Here is a 14,546-nt window from a genome sequence, read left to right as displayed (position 1 = left end):
CCGCTAACATCGCTCCGGGCACCGTCAGCGCTCGCGGGGGACTTCCTTGCATTACACGTTTGCGTTCGGCGACGTCTTCGCGGCGTGGCCACTGCTACTCAAGGGCACCTGGATCACCATCGAACTGTCGGCCACCGCTATGGTGCTCGGGCTCGCGCTCGCCATCGTCTGCGCGTGGGGCAAGACCTCCGGCCCCGGCCCTGTGCGATGGCTCGTGGACGCCTATATCGAGCTGATCCGCAACACGCCCTTCCTCGTTCAGCTGTTCTTCTTTTTCTTCGCGCTGCCCGCCGTCGGGTTGCGCTGGAGCCCGCACACCGCAGCGCTCACGGCAATGGTCGTCAATCTGGGGGCCTATGCCACCGAGATCATCCGCGCCGGCATCGATGCCATTCCGCGCGGCCAGATCGAAGCCGGGCTCGCGCTCAACCTCAAGCCTTGGGAAATCTTTCGCTTCGTTATTCTCAAGCCTGCGCTTAAGGCGATTTACCCGGCGCTCACCAGCCAGTTCATCTTGCTGATGCTCAGCTCGGCAGTGGTCTCCGTCATCTCGGCGGACGACCTGACCTCGGTGGCCGCGAATCTGCAATCGCAGACGTTCCGCAGCTTCGAGATCTATATCGTGGTTGCCGCCATCTATCTGCTGCTCTCGCTGGCGTTTTCCGCGCTCTTTCGCGTGATCTACCGCCGTACGCTCGATTATCCCGAGCGGCGCCAGACCTAAACCCGATACGGAGCACACGCGATGCGGACTTTCGGTTGGCCGGAGTTCTGGTTCATCGTCGAGGCGGCGCGCTGGACGCTCGCCCTGTCTGCCATCGCCTTCGCGGGGGGCGCCGTTCTCGGTCTGGGCATTGCCCTCGCGCGCACCTCGAGCGTCGTCTGGCTGCGCAACGCCGCCCTCGCCTTTATCAAGCTGTTTCAGGGCACGCCACTGCTGCTGCAACTGTTTTTGATTTTCTTCGGTGCGCCGGTGTTCGGCTTGGAAATCGATCCGTGGATCGCTGCCGGTATCGCACTCATTCTGAATAGCGCCGCGTTTCTCGGTGAAATCTGGCGCGGGTGCATCGAAGCGGTGCCGCACGGTCAGGTCGAGGCTGCGCAGGCACTTTCGTTGTCGTGGTTCAACCGCATGCGCGATGTCGTGCTGCCGCAAGCGGCCCGCATCGCCATCGCGCCGACGGTGGGCTATCTGGTGCAGATCGTCAAAGGCACCTCGCTCGCTGCCATCATCGGCTTTACCGAAATTACCCGCGCCGGCCAGATCATCAACAACGCCACGTTTCAGCCGCTCGTGGTGTTTTCGGTGGTCGCTGCGCTCTACTTCGTGCTGTGCTGGCCGCTGTCGCGGCTGGCGGCGCGGCTTGAGCGCCGGCAGGCCAGCGCGTGGGCAAGATAGTTACGAAAAACGCCAGAACGAGAGAACGAACGACAGATCGCCACCTATCGATATCGAACAAGGAGATCCAACATGACGCGCAAAACCCCTCCCTCGACAACGCCGCCCTCACCGCGCCGCGTGCACCCGGCCAACGAACCGTGCACTGCCGGCACGACGTCGCGCCGTCATTTCATCACCACGGTCGGTATCGCGGCGATGCCCGCCGGTTTTGCGGGCTCGCTGGGCGGCACGCTCGGCAGTCTGCTCACCGGCACGCTGTCGCTGTTCACGACGCCCGCGCACGCGCAGAGCGTGGCCGACATCAAGAAGAAAGGCGTCATCAACGTCGGCATGCTGGTCGACTTTCCGCCGTACGGCACCACGAATGCGCAGAATCAGCCCGACGGTTACGACGCCGACGTGGCCAAACTGCTCGCAAAAGACCTCGGCGTGAAGGTCAATATCGTGCCGGTCACGGGGCCGAATCGCATCCCGTTCCTGCTGACCAGCAAGGTCGATGTGCTCGTCGCGTCGCTGGCCATCACGCCGGAGCGCGCCAAACAGGTGCAATTCTCGAAGCCCTATGCGGCCGCAACGATCGTGCTGCTCGGCAAGGTCGGCGCGCCCATCAAGGCCGCCGCCGATCTGAAAGGCCTGCGCGTCGGTGTGGCGCGCGCGAGCACGCAGGATGTGGCTGTCACCAAGACCGCGCCCGAGGGCACGGAAATCCGCCGCTTCGACGACGACGCCTCCGCCATGCAGGCGCTGCTCTCCGGTCAGGTCGATGCCATCGGTTGCTCGGTGACGGTGGCCGCCGCGATTCGCCAGCGTGCCCCGGGGCAGTACGAACCCAAGTTCAATCTGTTGCAGCAGTCCATGGGCATCGCGCTGCGCCAAAACCAGCCCGAACTTCTGGCCGCCGTGAACGACTTCGTGACGCGCAACACGGCGAACGGCGAGTTGAACAAGCTCTACCGCAAGTGGCTCGATACCGATCTGCCGAAACTGCAATGAGCGACGTGAGCCAAAGAAGTGATCCCGCACGCACCCCGGGCAGCGAATCGGAATCGCCCGGGCCAATCATCGAGCTCGATGGCGTGAGCAAGTGGTTCGGGCAGTTTCAGGTGCTCACGGAGATCGATCTGCGTGTTGCAGCGGGCGAGCGCATCGTCATTTGCGGGCCGTCGGGCTCCGGCAAATCGACGCTCATTCGCTGCATCAACCGGCTCGAGCCGGTGCAGCGCGGACGCATCGTGGTCGACGGCATCGACCTCACGGCCGGCGGCGCCAATGTGGCCTCCGTCCGGCAGGAAGTCGGCATGGTGTTCCAGCAATTCAATCTGTTCCCGCATCTGACGATATTGCAGAACTGCACGCTGGCGCCGATGCGTTCGCGCAAGCTCTCGCGCGCCGATGCGGAGGCGCTCGCCATGCAATACCTCACCCGCGTGCGCATTCCGGAACAGGCAAACAAGTACCCGAGCCAGTTGTCGGGCGGGCAGCAGCAGCGCGTCGCCATCGCCCGGGCGCTGTGCATGACGCCGCGCATCATGCTGTTCGACGAACCGACGTCCGCGCTCGATCCCGAGATGGTCAAGGAAGTGCTCGACACGATGATCGGTCTGGCCGAAGACGGCATGACGATGCTATGCGTCACCCACGAGATGGGTTTCGCGCGCCGTGTGGCGGACCGCGTCATCTTCATGGCCGACGGCAGGATCGTGGAGCAAGCGCCGCCCGCGCAATTCTTCGACGCCCCGCAACACGAGAAGACCCGCAATTTTCTCGGTCAACTGTTGAGTCACCCGGGGCAGTAGCCATCGCTACAGGGCTGTCGTTTCGACGGCCCTCACCCGAGTACTCACCCGCCGACTCACCCACGCCCTTCTCTACTCTTTCGCTCAATCCCGCATTGACGACAGGGCGTCCGCGCGCCCCGGCGTCAGCGCCTCCCCTCCGCCAAATTCCCCTAACTTGGTTAGGGTCATTCGACAAAAAACTTTGTTTAGATGCAATTTAGATATATCGTAAACACGTCTTAACTACATCTGAAGGGGTCGCATCATGCGTGGATCACGAGGCGATTTCATGGGCCGAGGCCCGCTGGGCTTGGATAGCATGGATTTTGACGAGCGCCGCGGCGAGCGTCATGGCCGTCGCGCAAGCGGCGAAGGAATGGGCGAAGGTTTCGGCGAAAGCCGCCGGGGCCGGGGTGATGGCGAGGGCCGTGGCGAACGCGGTGGCCGTGGCGGACGCGGCGGTGGCCGGCTCTTCAGCCACGGCGGGTTGCGCATGGTGCTGCTGCACCTGATCGCACAGCAACCGCGTCACGGCTACGAACTCATCAAGGCCATCGAAGAAAGCGTGAACGGGACGTACAGCCCGAGCGCGGGCGTGGTGTATCCGACGCTCACGCTGCTCGACGAGATGTGCTACATCCGTGTGCAGGAAGGCACGGGCGAAAGTCAGCGCAAATCGTACGAAATTACCGATGCCGGACGCGAGTATCTGGCCGAGAACGAAGCCGCCGTTACCGAGCTGCTCGCGCGGCTGGCGACGCGCCGCGAGCGTTCGGAAGACATGCCGCCGCAAGTCCAGCGCGCGCTGCACAACTTCAAATATGCGGTGCACTTGCGTCTGGGCGGCGAGCCGCTCTCGACCGAGCAAGCCAACGCATTCGCCGCGATTCTCGACGCGGCCGCACAACAACTGGAGCGACTTTGATGCAAGACAACGCTGCACTGAACGCCACCCCCGATCGCACGCCGCGCCGCGTGCGCCACGAACTGCGCATGCGCCTGCTCGAAGTGCGCAGCGTGGAATCGATCACGCCGCACATGCTGCGCGTGACGCTCGGTGGCAACGATCTTGAAGGATTCACCAGCCCGGGCTTCGACGACCACGTCAAATTGTTCTTCCCGAACCCCGAGACCGGCGAATTGTCGATGCCGCAGGTCGGCCCGGAAGGCGTCAGGAAGCCCGCCCCCGGCGACGCGCCTCGTCTGATGCGCGACTACACGCCGCGCCGCTTCGACGCCGAAACGAAGACGCTGGTCATCGATTTCGCGATGCATGAATCCGGTCCCGCCACGCAATGGGCGCGCTCGGCCAAGCCGGGCGACCGTCTCGGTGTCGGCGGCCCGCGCGGCTCGTTCGTCATCCCGATGAACTTCGACGGCTATGTGCTGATCGGCGACGACACGGCACTGCCGGCCATTTCGCGCCGTCTCGCCGAGTTGCCGGCCGGCGCGCTCGTCTTCGTTTTTGCGGAAGTCGACAGCCCGGCAGACCGGCTGCGGTTCACGAGCGAAGCCGACGTCGTGGTGGAGTGGATCTACCGCGAAGGCGCGCCCGCAGGCGAAAGCACCGCGCTGATCGACGCCCTTCAGGTCGCCACCCTGCCTGCCGGTGATCTGCACGCGTGGGTCGCCGCTGAGTCCGGCGTCGCGAAAGCCGTGCGCCAGCATCTGGTCGGCGAGCGCGGACTCAATCCGAAGTGGGTCAAGGCAGCCTCATACTGGCGTCGCGGTGACGCCGCCGTGCACGAGAACCTCGACGACTGACGTTCGCCGTGTACGCTTTCTACCCTCGTCCGATGAATGAACGCGTGGAACGCACGGAACCGATAGAACGTATGGCTTCGCCACTACTGCCCGATACCTGTCTTTTCGCAGGCCTGCCCGCCCGCCCCGATCCGGCGGCGGCGGAGCAGTTCGATACGCTGATCGCACGCCCGGGCATGCGCGTCGAGCGCATTGTCTCCACCGGTCAGGCCTCGCCGCCGGGCTTTTGGTACGACCAACCGCAACATGAGTGGGTGGTCGTGCTTAGCGGCGCGGCCGGACTGGCCTTCGCCGATACCCCCGATCAGACGCTGACGCTGCGTGCGGGCGACGCCGTGACCATTGCTGCGCACCGGCGTCACCGCGTCGAATGGACGGCGCAGGGCGAAGCCACGGTCTGGCTGGCGATTCACTACGACTGACAACGACACGCTGAGGTGGCCGACGGTGCGCCGGGTGAAGGCGCCCGTCGAAGTTCTTTGGAGAAATTCCCTGCCGCTTTTCGGAATTGCCTGATGGAAATACCGGGAACAACTTCCGACTATGAAAAAACGCCCGGGGGTGTCGGTTCTCGGCACCCAGAAGGCGTTTCATCATAAAGGGGGAATACAACAATGGAGCCACACAAACGGCATGACGGGTTCGAGCGTTGGGCCGCTGGCGCGACGGGGCGTCAATCGGGGCGGGACGACGCACGCTGGCGTGTGTTCCGGGCCCCGGAGCAGGCAGATTTTCAAGGGTTCGTCGTCTGGTGCTACACCCAAGGCGTGTTTCTCGGGCAGGAATTCGACCGCCGCACCGACACCATCACGCACTGCTATGTGCGAAATGGCGCTTGGGCGGTGCAGTTCGATTCTTATAACGAAGCCTGCGAACGCGCCTTCGACATTCACGCGCCCACGCTCATCTTGTTTGCGCCGGAGCGTAACGGAGGGGTCTTCATTACCAGCACGGAACAGTAACGCCCACGTCGGTGCGGAAGTCTCGTACCCAAACGAAAAGGCACCGGTCCGGCAAATGCCGGCCGGTGCCTTTCGACTTTCCGCACCTCGGTGAGCGTTCGGCTAACCGGGATTCACCACCTTGGGTGTCTTAGCTGCTTAGCTGTAGTTGCGGATGTCGTCGATCTCGGTCTGACCGAAGTCGTCGCGCTCGGTATAGGCAAGAATGCGGCGCGCCACGTCCTCGGGTGTCGACAACTTGCCGGCAGCCTTCATTTCCTGAAAACGTGCCAACGCCGGGAAGCTCTCGACGCTGCTGCTGCGAATCGTTTCCTGCATACCGGTATCGACCACGCCCGGCGCCATCGACACGGCTTGCACGCCCTGCTCGCGATGTTCGGCGTTGACCACACGCGTATACATATCCAGTGCAGCCTTCGTCGCGCAGTACACGCCCCAGCCGGCATTCGGATTGCGGCCCGCGCCGGACGAGATGTTCACGATCTGACGGCGGGCGCTCAGGCCCTGCGTGGCGGCAAGAAAACGCGCGGTCAGCACCATCACGGCCGTCACATTGAGCGTGAAGGCCGCGCCGATGGCCGCAACGTCCGTCAGGGCTGCCGTATTCGCCACTGGGTTGACCGTTCCGGCGTTGTTGATCAGCAGATAACGGGACGCGTCGCGCGAGAGCGACGCGAAAATGCGCTCGGCAACACTCGCAGCGGCCTCGGCATCCGACAGGTCGACCGGCACCTGTTCGAGGGTGACGCCCTGCTCACGGGCGAGGGCGGCGAGATCGTCGTCCGTGCGACGTGCCAGCGTGACGAGATGCGTGCCGGGAGCGAGCAGACCGCGGGCGAGCGACGCGCCGAGGCCGCGCGAGGCACCGGTAAGAATGGCAATCGTTTGGGACATGTGGGGAAAGCGGTCGGATAACACCGCGAAAATGACCAACGGGATCGCCATTATCCGCGCATCGGCGACGCGCCGCTATCCCGAACTCAAGTCGTTTTATCCCGCGAAAAATAACGAATTGCGGCGTTTTTTGCCATTCTGCGTCGGATTGCGGCGGCATTCTCCCGCGCAGTGCGTCAAAACGACGCGTCGACTGTGTGCCAAAGCGAAACAGACTATTGCGGAATATAATCGCGAATTCGTCGCGCTTATAACCTAAGGTGTTAAGCAAGACATCCGGCACCAATTGCATGCGTCAATACGTCTCAATTCACGCGCGTCAATGCCCGTGAGCGCCAACGTTGTCGCGCGTTGTCACAGTTAATACAGGCGTTTCAGGTGCACTGCACATGACCGCCTTATGGGTATATATTCCCCCCTCATGGAAACGATACCGAAACTCATTTCGGCGCCTTCTGCTGCGCCCGCCACAAGCAAAACTGCACGCCCGGCACCGCCGCGTCCGCGTCAATACGACGCCCGGCTCGCCCGTTGGATGGTCACGCCGCTGATCAATACGCGTGTCAGTCCGAACCACCTGACCACCCTGCGTCTGATCGTCGGGCTGGCCTGCGCGTGGGCGTTCGCGAAGGGCGGCTATGCCATGGCCAACCTCGGTGCGGTGCTGCTCGTGCTGTCGAACTTCATCGATCACACCGATGGCGAACTCGCGCGCGTGAGCGGCAAGACGAGCCGTTTCGGCCATCTTTACGACCTCGGGTCCGACGCTTTCGTGACCGTGCTGCTCTTCGGCGGTATCGGTATGGGCGTCGAAGCGATGGCGCCGGGCAGCTTGCCGGTATCCGCCTCGGTGCTCGGCTGGATGGCCGGTGTTGCCGTCGCGTTGATCTTCTTCCTGCGCATGCGCATCGAAGACCGCGTGGGCAAGGCCGGTACCAAGCAAGCGTCGGTCGGCGGCTTCGAGACGGAAGACGTGCTGTATCTGATGCCGCTCGTCACGCTGTTCGACGGCACGCGCGGTTTCCTGATCGCTGCCGCCATCGGCGCACCGCTGTTCGCCTTGCTGGTGGTCGCCGACTACGTGCGCGTGATGCGCCGCCCGTTGCCCGCGAAGCCCCAGACAAACAACAACACGAACGCCACAACCGACATGACCGATACGACGGCCGCGAGCGCTGCGGCTCTTGCCCCCTCGACAGTGGCCCCGCTGGCTCCGGCTGCCTTTGCCGCCGATGCGGAAATCGAGCGCGCGATGGACGCCATCGACTTCGACGCCGTCACGTCCGAGTTCAAGTCGCAAGACGCGTTCATCTATCTCGAAAAGTTCTTGCCGCGCACGGTCACCGATCAACTGATCGCGGCCGCGCGCGCGGTCACGCCGAACGTGAACCGCAACTATCTTCCCGGCCACAAGCAGGGCGGCAGCGTCAGCCGTCACACGCTCGACGAGCTTGCCCCGTTCGTGGCCGAGTTGTACCGCTCGCCTGCCCTGATGCGTTTTCTCGAGCGTCTGGCCGGCGAAAAACTGCTGCCGTCGCCGAAAGAAGACCCGCACGCGTATGCGCTGTATTACTACACGCGTCCGGGCGATCACATCGGCTGGCACTATGACACCTCCTACTACAAGGGCCGCCGTTATACGCTGCTGCTTGGCGTGGTGGACCAATCGAGCTGCAAGCTCGAGTACCGACTTCACACGCGCAATTCGGGCGCGCCGCAAGTCGATGGCGCCGTGGCTTATCCGCCGGGCGCGCTGGTGTTCTTCGACGGGGACAAACTGCATCACCGGATCACGCCGCTCGGCGACAACGAGGAGCGTATTTCGCTCACGTTCGAGTATGTGACCGACCCGCGCATGGGCACTTGGCAGCGCTTCATATCGAATATGAAGGACGCCATCGCTTACTTCGGTTTCCGGCAAGTGTTTCGTCAGGTATTGCAACGGACGAAGCGCTAAATGAACCGGACTGCCATCGTATCTCTGACCCTCGGTATCGCCCTGTTCGTCGCCCTGCTCATCTGGCAGGGCACGGGCTCGGTGATGTCTACGCTGGCCATGGCCGGCTGGGGGCTGCTGCCCATCGCCGCCTTCCACATCGTGCCGCTGGTGCTCGACGCTGCCGCCATTCAGGTGCTGGTCGCGAAATCGTGCTCGCTGCGCCGCGCGGTCCTCACGCGCTGGGTCGGCGAGTCGGTCAACAGCCTGCTGCCGGCCGGTCAGATCGGTGGTCCGATTGCGATGGTGCGTCAGATGAAGCAAAGCGGGATGGCCGGGCGCGAAGCCGCTGCCGCCATTACCGTGAGCACCACCTTGCAGGCCGTCGCGCAGATCGTCTTCGCGCTGCTCGGTCTGGCCGTGTTCGGCATCAGTGCCACGCATGACAGCAACGGCGGCCTGTGGGTGCCGATGCTGCTCGCCACGGCCCTGATCTCCGCCCTGCTCTACGCGTTCTATATCGCGCAACGCCGCGGCCTCTTCGGCTGGGCGTTTCGCATGCTCTCGAAAATGTCGTCCAAGCGCGACTGGTCGTCTCTGCTCGACCGGGCCGACGCCGTCGATGAAATCGTGCAGCGCATGTACGGCCAGCGCCGTCAGGTGCTGGCGAGCTTCGCACTCAGTCTGGTGGGCTGGATCGTGGGCACGGCCGAAGTCTGGCTGATCCTGCAATTCATCGGCCACCCGGTGAGCTGGGTCGACGCCATGTTGCTCGAAAGTCTCGGGCAGGCGATTCGCGGTGCCGCATTCTTCGTGCCGGGCTCGCTCGGCGTACAGGAAGGCGGCTATCTGCTGCTCGCACCGCTCGTGGGTCTGCCGGCCGATGCCGCGCTGGCCCTGTCTCTGGCCAAACGTACGCGTGAGTTGTTGCTCGGCGTACCGGGCCTCGTCTATCTGCATTTCTCCGAACGTGGCTGGCGCCGCCGGCGCGCCTCGCAACAAGGCGTGTCGCTGCCCACGGCCACGGATACTGCACCGCTCTAAAGAAGGATACCGACCATGCGGGCCATCATTCTCGCAGCAGGCATGGGCCTGCGTTTGCTCCAGCCCGAAGACAAGCAGTCGCCCAAGTGCCTGCTCAAGTTCGACGGCATGTCGCTGCTCGAGCGCCATCTGCGCATGCTCGCAGCGGTCGGCATCACCGACGTGGTGCTGGCGCTCGGCTTTCACCATGAACAGGTGAGCGAAGAGCTCGATCGCCTGAACTGGACCCCGCGTCCGCAGATTTGCCTGAACCCCGACTATCAGCTGGGCAGCGTGCTCACGCTGCACACGGCTGCCGCCGCGATGACCGCCGGTGGCGACGTGCTCGTGATGGACGCCGACGTGCTCTACGATCAGCGCATCTTCAATGCGTTGGTGGCGGGCAAAACGGCCAACCGTCTGCTCATCGACCGCGACTTCGAAGTGGGCGACGAGCCGGTCAAGCTGTGCCTGCGCGACGGCGTGCCGGTCGAACTGCGCAAGCAGGTCATGGTCGGCCTCGAATACGACACCGTGGGCGAGTCGGTCGGCTTCTTCCGTTTCAACGAAGCCACGGCCACGCGTCTGGCAGAAATCACGCGCGATTACGTCGAATCGGGCCGCGCCAAGCTGCCGCACGAAGAAGCCGTGCGCGATCTGCTGCTCGAACGTGGTGCCCAGTTCGAAACCGCCGATGTCACGGGTTTCCCGTGGATCGAGATTGACTACCCCGAAGATGTAAAGCGCGCCGCCGATCAGGTGCTGCCGCAACTCGAACCGCTCACGATGGTGTCCGAATGAACGCTCCCGACGCATTCACCTTGCCGCCGACCGCCACGCGCGCGGCGCAACTGCGCGCCATGCTGCGCAGCAATCAACTCGAATTCCTGATGGAAGCCCACAACGGCTTGTCCGCGCGCATCGTGCGCGAGGCAGGCTTCAAGGGCATCTGGGCATCGGGTCTCGCGATTTCCGCCCAGTTCGGCGTGCGCGACAACAACGAAGCCAGTTGGACGCAGGTCGTCGATAACCTCGAATTCATGGCCGATGCCAGCGATCTGCCGATTCTGCTCGACGGCGACACCGGCTACGGCAACTTCAACAACATGCGCCGTCTCGTGCGCAAGCTCGAACAACGCGGCGTAGCCGGCGTGTGTATTGAAGACAAGGTCTTCCCGAAGACCAACAGCTTCATCGGCGGCGAGCGCCAGCCGCTCGCCGACATGGACGAGTTCTGCGGCAAGATCAAGGCCGGCAAGGATTCGCAGGCCGACGACGATTTCTCGATCGTGGCACGTGTCGAAGCCCTGATCGCCGGCTGGGGCATGGAAGAAGCCCTGCGCCGCGCCGAGGCCTATCGTCTGGCCGGTGCCGACGCCATCCTGATTCACAGCAAGCTCAAGCGTGCCGACGAGATCGTGCAATTCGCCCGCGAGTGGGATAACCGCTGCCCGCTGGTGATCGTGCCGACCAAGTACTACAGCACGCCGACCGACGTGTTCCGCGAAGCCGGCATCAGCGTGGTGATCTGGGCGAACCATCTGATTCGCTCGGCCACATCGGCCATGCAGGCCGTGGCTGCCGAGATTCATCGCAACGAGACGCTCATCAACGTCGAAGACCGCATCGCGACCGTCGACGAGATCTTCCGTTTGCAAGACGCCGACGAGTACACCGAAGCCGAAGACCGCTATCTGTCCGCCGCCAACGCCCCGCGCTCGGCCATCGTGCTCGCCGCGAGCCGTGGCAAGAACCTCGAGAGCGTGACGACGGACCGTCCGAAGGTCATGCTGCCGGTCGCCGGCAAGCCGCTGCTGCGCTGGCTGGTCGACGGCTTCAAGAAGCAGAACGTGAACGACATCACGGTCGTCGGCGGCTACCGTGCCGACGCGATCGACACGGCCGGCATCACGCTCGCCATCAACGAGCGCTTTGCCGAGACCGGCGAACTGGCCTCGCTCGCCCGCGTGGGCGATGCCTTCGCACACGACACCGTCATCTCGTATGGCGACCTGCTGTTCCGCAGCTACATCGTGCGCGATCTGGTCGAGAGCGACGCCGACATCACGGTGGTGGTCGACTCCACCGCCGCCACGACGGCCAACGCCAGCGTGCGCGACTTCGCGTACTGCTCGTCTGGCGACGATCGCGGTCTGTTCGGCCAGCAAGTGCTGCTCGAGAAGATCAGCGGCGACGCGACGGACGCCGGGCGCACGCCGAACGGCCGCTGGATCGGTCTGCTGGGCGTGCGTGGCGAAGGCCGCGCGCAAGTGCAACGCGTATTCACGACGCTTCAGGCCCGCGCCGATTTCGATCAGCTCGGCGTGCCCGACCTGATCAATGCATTGGTAGCCGACGGCGCGAAGATCGAGGTGCAGTACGTGCACGGCCACTGGCGCGGTGTGAACGACATGGAAGAATTCCGCCGTGCGGCAGACTTCGCCCATGGTCAGACCCCGTTCAGCGGTGCCGATACGGAGACGCAAGGTGATTGAAGCGGGTCAGTTCGTCGAAGCCGCGCGCAAGCACGGCTTCACTTGGTACACCGGCGTGCCGTGCTCGTTTCTCACGCCGTTCATCAACTACGTGCTCCAAGACCCGACATTGCATTACCTGTCGGCGGCCAACGAGGGCGACGCGGTCGCCATCGCGGCGGGCGCCACCCTCGGTGAAGGCCGTGGCGCGCGTGCCGTGACGATGATGCAGAACTCGGGCCTCGGCAACGCCGTGAGCCCGCTCACGTCGCTCACGTGGACGTTCCGTCTGCCGCAGTTGCTGATCGTGACGTGGCGTGGCCAGCCCGGCATCACCGATGAGCCACAGCATGCGCTCATGGGCCCGATCACGCCGGCCATGCTCGACCTGATGGAAGTGCCGTGGGAGCTGTTCCCGACCGAGCCGGAAGCGATCGCCCCGGCGCTGGAGCGGGCCGTGCGTCACATGGACGAAACGGGCCGCCCCTACGCCCTCGTGATGCAAAAAGGCAGCGTGGCGTCGTTCCCGCTGCAACCCACCGAACGCCCGACGCGCCCTGCTCAGCCGGCACCTACGTCGCTCGTGCGCGGTGTCGCACCGGCCGATCTGCCGACGCGCCGCGATGCGCTGGAGCGCGTTATCGCCCATACGCCGCTCGACGGCACGGTGGTCCTCGCCTCGACCGGTTTTTGCGGACGCGAACTCTACGCGCTCGACGACCGGGCCAACCAGTTGTACATGGTCGGTTCGATGGGCTGCGTCACGACGCTGGCCCTCGGGCTGGCGCTCGCACGCCCCGACCTGCGCGTGGTCGCGGTCGATGGCGACGGGGCCGCATTGATGCGCATGGGCGCATTCGCTACGCTGGGCGCTTATGGCCCGTCGAATCTGGTGCATCTGCTGCTCGATAACGCGTCGCACGACTCGACCGGCACGCAGGCCACGGTTTCGCCGACGGTGTCGTTCGCCGGTGTCGCTGCTGCCAGCGGCTATGCGCTCGCACTGGAAGGCGATACGCTCGAGGTCATCGAACAGCTGTTCGACGGCCGTTCCACGAGCCTGAGCGACGGCCCACGCTTCGCCTGCCTGACCACGCGCCCCGGCACGCCCGATGGCCTGCCGCGTCCGAAGGTCACGCCGGAAGCCGTCAAGTCGCGTCTGATGGACCACATCGCTCAAGCCCGCGCCTGAGCGTTCCCCCTATAACAATATCCGCCGAGGAAGCTTCGCCATGCTGTTACTGAACCCGGGCCCCGTTACCCTGACCGAGCGTGTCCGCAAGAGCCTGCTGCAACCCGATCTGTGCCACCGCGAGCCCGAGTTCTTCGACTTGCAGGACGAAGCCCGCGCGCGCCTGACGGCCGTCTACGGTCTGGACCCGGCCGTATGGACGCCGGTGCTGATGACCGGGTCAGGCACGGCAGCGGTCGAGAGCATGACGGCGGGTCTCGTGCCCGAGGGCGGGCGCCTGCTGATCGTGGAGAACGGCGTGTACGGCGAGCGCATTTCGCAGATCGCCAAGCAGTACCGCATCGATCACGACGTCATCCATTTCGAATGGATGCAGGCCCCGGATCTGGCCCAGATCGTCAACAAGCTGGACACCGCCGGTGACCGTCCGTATACCAACGTGGCGATCATCCACCACGAGACGACCACGGGCCGCCTGAACGATTTGGGCGGCATCGCGCGCGCCTGCCGCGAGCGCGGCATCGACCTGCTGGTCGACGGCGTCAGCAGCTTTGCCGCCGAAGCGATCGATTTCAACGACTCCGGCATCGTGGCCGTGGCCGCCACCGCGAACAAGTGCGTGCACGGCGTGCCGGGCGTGTCGTTCGTGATGGTGCGCAAGGATGCACTCGCGAAGGCATTCGGCCGCACGTATTACCTCGACATCGCACGGCTGGCCAAGCTGCAAGCCGAGCGCAACACGCCGTTCACGCCGTCCGTGCATGCGTACTACGCGCTGGTCGAAGCACTGCGCGAACTCGACGAGGCCGGTGGCTGGCAGAAGCGCCACGCCCACTACGGCGCCCTCGCCGAGCAGGCCCGTGCCGGACTGGCCGCGCTGGGCATGGATGCCGTGCTGCCGCCGAACGAATCGTCGGTCGTGCTGCGCGCCTACAAGCTGCCGGCGGGCGTGGATTATCCGCGTCTGCACGACTGGCTCAAGGCCGATGGCTTTGTGATCTACGCAGGCCAAGGCGGCCTGTCGAAAGAACTGTTCCGTATCTCGACGATGGGCAACCTCACGTCGGCCGACATCGATCGCCTGCTGGCGTCGTTCGCCCGGTTGGTGAAGTAAGCGCGGG

Annotated in this window: 16 protein-coding genes and 1 pseudogene; 16 read left to right on the top strand and 1 reads right to left on the bottom strand. The window is 64.4% G+C overall.

What is annotated here, in order from left to right; translation table 11 throughout:
- Positions 1-46 precede the first annotated feature (46 nt).
- From PIN31009_RS08075 to PIN31009_RS08040, 8 genes are all read left to right on the top strand, one after another.
- Positions 47-724, top strand: coding sequence for an amino acid ABC transporter permease (locus PIN31009_RS08075; protein WP_150789901.1), 678 nt, complete (start codon positions 47-49; stop codon positions 722-724).
- Between the two features lie 21 nt (positions 725-745).
- Positions 746-1,399 carry an amino acid ABC transporter permease gene (locus PIN31009_RS08070; protein WP_150683760.1) on the top strand — a complete coding sequence of 218 codons (654 nt, stop codon included), beginning with the start codon at positions 746-748 and terminating at the stop codon, positions 1,397-1,399.
- 72 nt (positions 1,400-1,471) lie between these two features.
- Positions 1,472-2,395, top strand: a complete 924-nt coding sequence (locus PIN31009_RS08065) for a transporter substrate-binding domain-containing protein (protein ID WP_425495472.1) — start codon at positions 1,472-1,474, stop codon at positions 2,393-2,395.
- Positions 2,392-3,198, top strand: a complete 807-nt coding sequence (locus tag PIN31009_RS08060) for an amino acid ABC transporter ATP-binding protein (RefSeq protein ID WP_150789900.1) — start codon at positions 2,392-2,394, stop codon at positions 3,196-3,198. Before PIN31009_RS08065 ends, PIN31009_RS08060 begins: the two co-directional genes overlap by 4 nt.
- Positions 3,199-3,469: 271 nt before the next feature.
- Positions 3,470-4,105, top strand: coding sequence for a PadR family transcriptional regulator (locus PIN31009_RS08055; RefSeq protein ID WP_246185558.1), 636 nt, complete (start codon positions 3,470-3,472; stop codon positions 4,103-4,105).
- Complete coding sequence (locus PIN31009_RS08050; RefSeq protein ID WP_150789898.1) at positions 4,105-4,944, top strand: siderophore-interacting protein; 840 nt, start codon at positions 4,105-4,107, stop codon at positions 4,942-4,944. Before PIN31009_RS08055 ends, PIN31009_RS08050 begins: the two co-directional genes overlap by 1 nt.
- 71 nt (positions 4,945-5,015) lie before the next feature.
- Positions 5,016-5,366 carry a cupin domain-containing protein gene (locus tag PIN31009_RS08045; RefSeq protein WP_150789897.1) on the top strand — a complete coding sequence of 117 codons (351 nt, stop codon included), beginning with the start codon at positions 5,016-5,018 and terminating at the stop codon, positions 5,364-5,366.
- A gap of 192 nt (positions 5,367-5,558) precedes the next feature.
- Positions 5,559-5,906, top strand: coding sequence for a hypothetical protein (locus PIN31009_RS08040; RefSeq protein WP_150683755.1), 348 nt, complete (start codon positions 5,559-5,561; stop codon positions 5,904-5,906).
- Positions 5,907-6,044: 138 nt separating this feature from the next.
- Here the strand turns inward: PIN31009_RS08040 and PIN31009_RS08035 are convergent, their stop codons facing one another.
- A complete protein-coding gene (locus PIN31009_RS08035; RefSeq protein WP_150789896.1) occupies positions 6,045-6,800 on the bottom strand; it encodes an SDR family oxidoreductase in 756 nt (251 codons plus the stop codon).
- 31 nt (positions 6,801-6,831) lie between these two features.
- Here PIN31009_RS08035 and PIN31009_RS08030 point away from each other — a divergent pair, with 31 nt between their 5' ends.
- From PIN31009_RS08030 to PIN31009_RS07995, 8 genes and pseudogenes are all read left to right on the top strand, one after another.
- Positions 6,832-7,059: a hypothetical protein gene (locus PIN31009_RS08030; protein ID WP_150683753.1), complete on the top strand. Its 228-nt coding sequence runs from the start codon at positions 6,832-6,834 to the stop codon at positions 7,057-7,059.
- Between the two features lie 162 nt (positions 7,060-7,221).
- Positions 7,222-7,935: pseudogene (locus tag PIN31009_RS28420) on the top strand (CDP-alcohol phosphatidyltransferase family protein); the annotation flags it as partial.
- Between the two features lie 15 nt (positions 7,936-7,950).
- Complete coding sequence (locus PIN31009_RS08020; protein ID WP_150790265.1) at positions 7,951-8,757, top strand: HalD/BesD family halogenase; 807 nt, start codon at positions 7,951-7,953, stop codon at positions 8,755-8,757.
- A complete protein-coding gene (locus PIN31009_RS08015) occupies positions 8,758-9,780 on the top strand; it encodes a flippase-like domain-containing protein (protein WP_087688486.1) in 1,023 nt (340 codons plus the stop codon).
- A gap of 15 nt (positions 9,781-9,795) precedes the next feature.
- A complete protein-coding gene (locus PIN31009_RS08010) occupies positions 9,796-10,560 on the top strand; it encodes a phosphocholine cytidylyltransferase family protein (protein WP_150683751.1) in 765 nt (254 codons plus the stop codon).
- Complete coding sequence (aepX, locus tag PIN31009_RS08005; RefSeq protein ID WP_150683750.1) at positions 10,557-12,254, top strand: phosphoenolpyruvate mutase; 1,698 nt, start codon at positions 10,557-10,559, stop codon at positions 12,252-12,254. The genes PIN31009_RS08010 and aepX overlap by 4 nt, the downstream gene beginning before the upstream one ends.
- On the top strand, positions 12,247-13,425 hold the full coding sequence (aepY, locus tag PIN31009_RS08000; RefSeq protein ID WP_150683749.1) for a phosphonopyruvate decarboxylase: 1,179 nt from the start codon (positions 12,247-12,249) through the stop codon (positions 13,423-13,425). Before aepX ends, aepY begins: the two co-directional genes overlap by 8 nt.
- 40 nt (positions 13,426-13,465) lie before the next feature.
- Positions 13,466-14,539: a 2-aminoethylphosphonate aminotransferase gene (locus PIN31009_RS07995; protein ID WP_150789895.1), complete on the top strand. Its 1,074-nt coding sequence runs from the start codon at positions 13,466-13,468 to the stop codon at positions 14,537-14,539.
- The last annotated feature ends 7 nt before the right edge of the window (positions 14,540-14,546 follow it).

It is taken from the genome of Pandoraea iniqua (assembly GCF_902459685.1).
In the GTDB taxonomy this organism is placed as follows: domain Bacteria; phylum Pseudomonadota; class Gammaproteobacteria; order Burkholderiales; family Burkholderiaceae; genus Pandoraea; species Pandoraea iniqua.
Note: the sequence above shows the minus strand (reverse complement) of the source record. Positions and strands in the feature narration are given on the sequence as shown.

Excerpts from the sequence above, each read along its gene's own strand:
- PIN31009_RS08070 (WP_150683760.1), top strand. The coding sequence starts at position 746 with ATGCGGACTTTCGGTTGGCCGGAGTTCTGGTTCATCGTCGAGGCGGCG.
- PIN31009_RS08065 (WP_425495472.1), top strand. The coding sequence starts at position 1,472 with ATGACGCGCAAAACCCCTCCCTCGACAACGCCGCCCTCACCGCGCCGC.
- PIN31009_RS08060 (WP_150789900.1), top strand. The coding sequence starts at position 2,392 with ATGAGCGACGTGAGCCAAAGAAGTGATCCCGCACGCACCCCGGGCAGC.
- PIN31009_RS08055 (WP_246185558.1), top strand. The coding sequence starts at position 3,470 with ATGGGCCGAGGCCCGCTGGGCTTGGATAGCATGGATTTTGACGAGCGC.
- PIN31009_RS08050 (WP_150789898.1), top strand. The coding sequence starts at position 4,105 with ATGCAAGACAACGCTGCACTGAACGCCACCCCCGATCGCACGCCGCGC.
- PIN31009_RS08045 (WP_150789897.1), top strand. The coding sequence starts at position 5,016 with ATGGCTTCGCCACTACTGCCCGATACCTGTCTTTTCGCAGGCCTGCCC.
- PIN31009_RS08040 (WP_150683755.1), top strand. The coding sequence starts at position 5,559 with ATGGAGCCACACAAACGGCATGACGGGTTCGAGCGTTGGGCCGCTGGC.
- PIN31009_RS08035 (WP_150789896.1), bottom strand. The coding sequence starts at position 6,800 with ATGTCCCAAACGATTGCCATTCTTACCGGTGCCTCGCGCGGCCTCGGC.
- PIN31009_RS08030 (WP_150683753.1), top strand. The coding sequence starts at position 6,832 with ATGACCAACGGGATCGCCATTATCCGCGCATCGGCGACGCGCCGCTAT.
- PIN31009_RS08020 (WP_150790265.1), top strand. The coding sequence starts at position 7,951 with ATGACCGATACGACGGCCGCGAGCGCTGCGGCTCTTGCCCCCTCGACA.
- PIN31009_RS08015 (WP_087688486.1), top strand. The coding sequence starts at position 8,758 with ATGAACCGGACTGCCATCGTATCTCTGACCCTCGGTATCGCCCTGTTC.
- PIN31009_RS08010 (WP_150683751.1), top strand. The coding sequence starts at position 9,796 with ATGCGGGCCATCATTCTCGCAGCAGGCATGGGCCTGCGTTTGCTCCAG.
- aepX (WP_150683750.1), top strand. The coding sequence starts at position 10,557 with ATGAACGCTCCCGACGCATTCACCTTGCCGCCGACCGCCACGCGCGCG.
- PIN31009_RS07995 (WP_150789895.1), top strand. The coding sequence starts at position 13,466 with ATGCTGTTACTGAACCCGGGCCCCGTTACCCTGACCGAGCGTGTCCGC.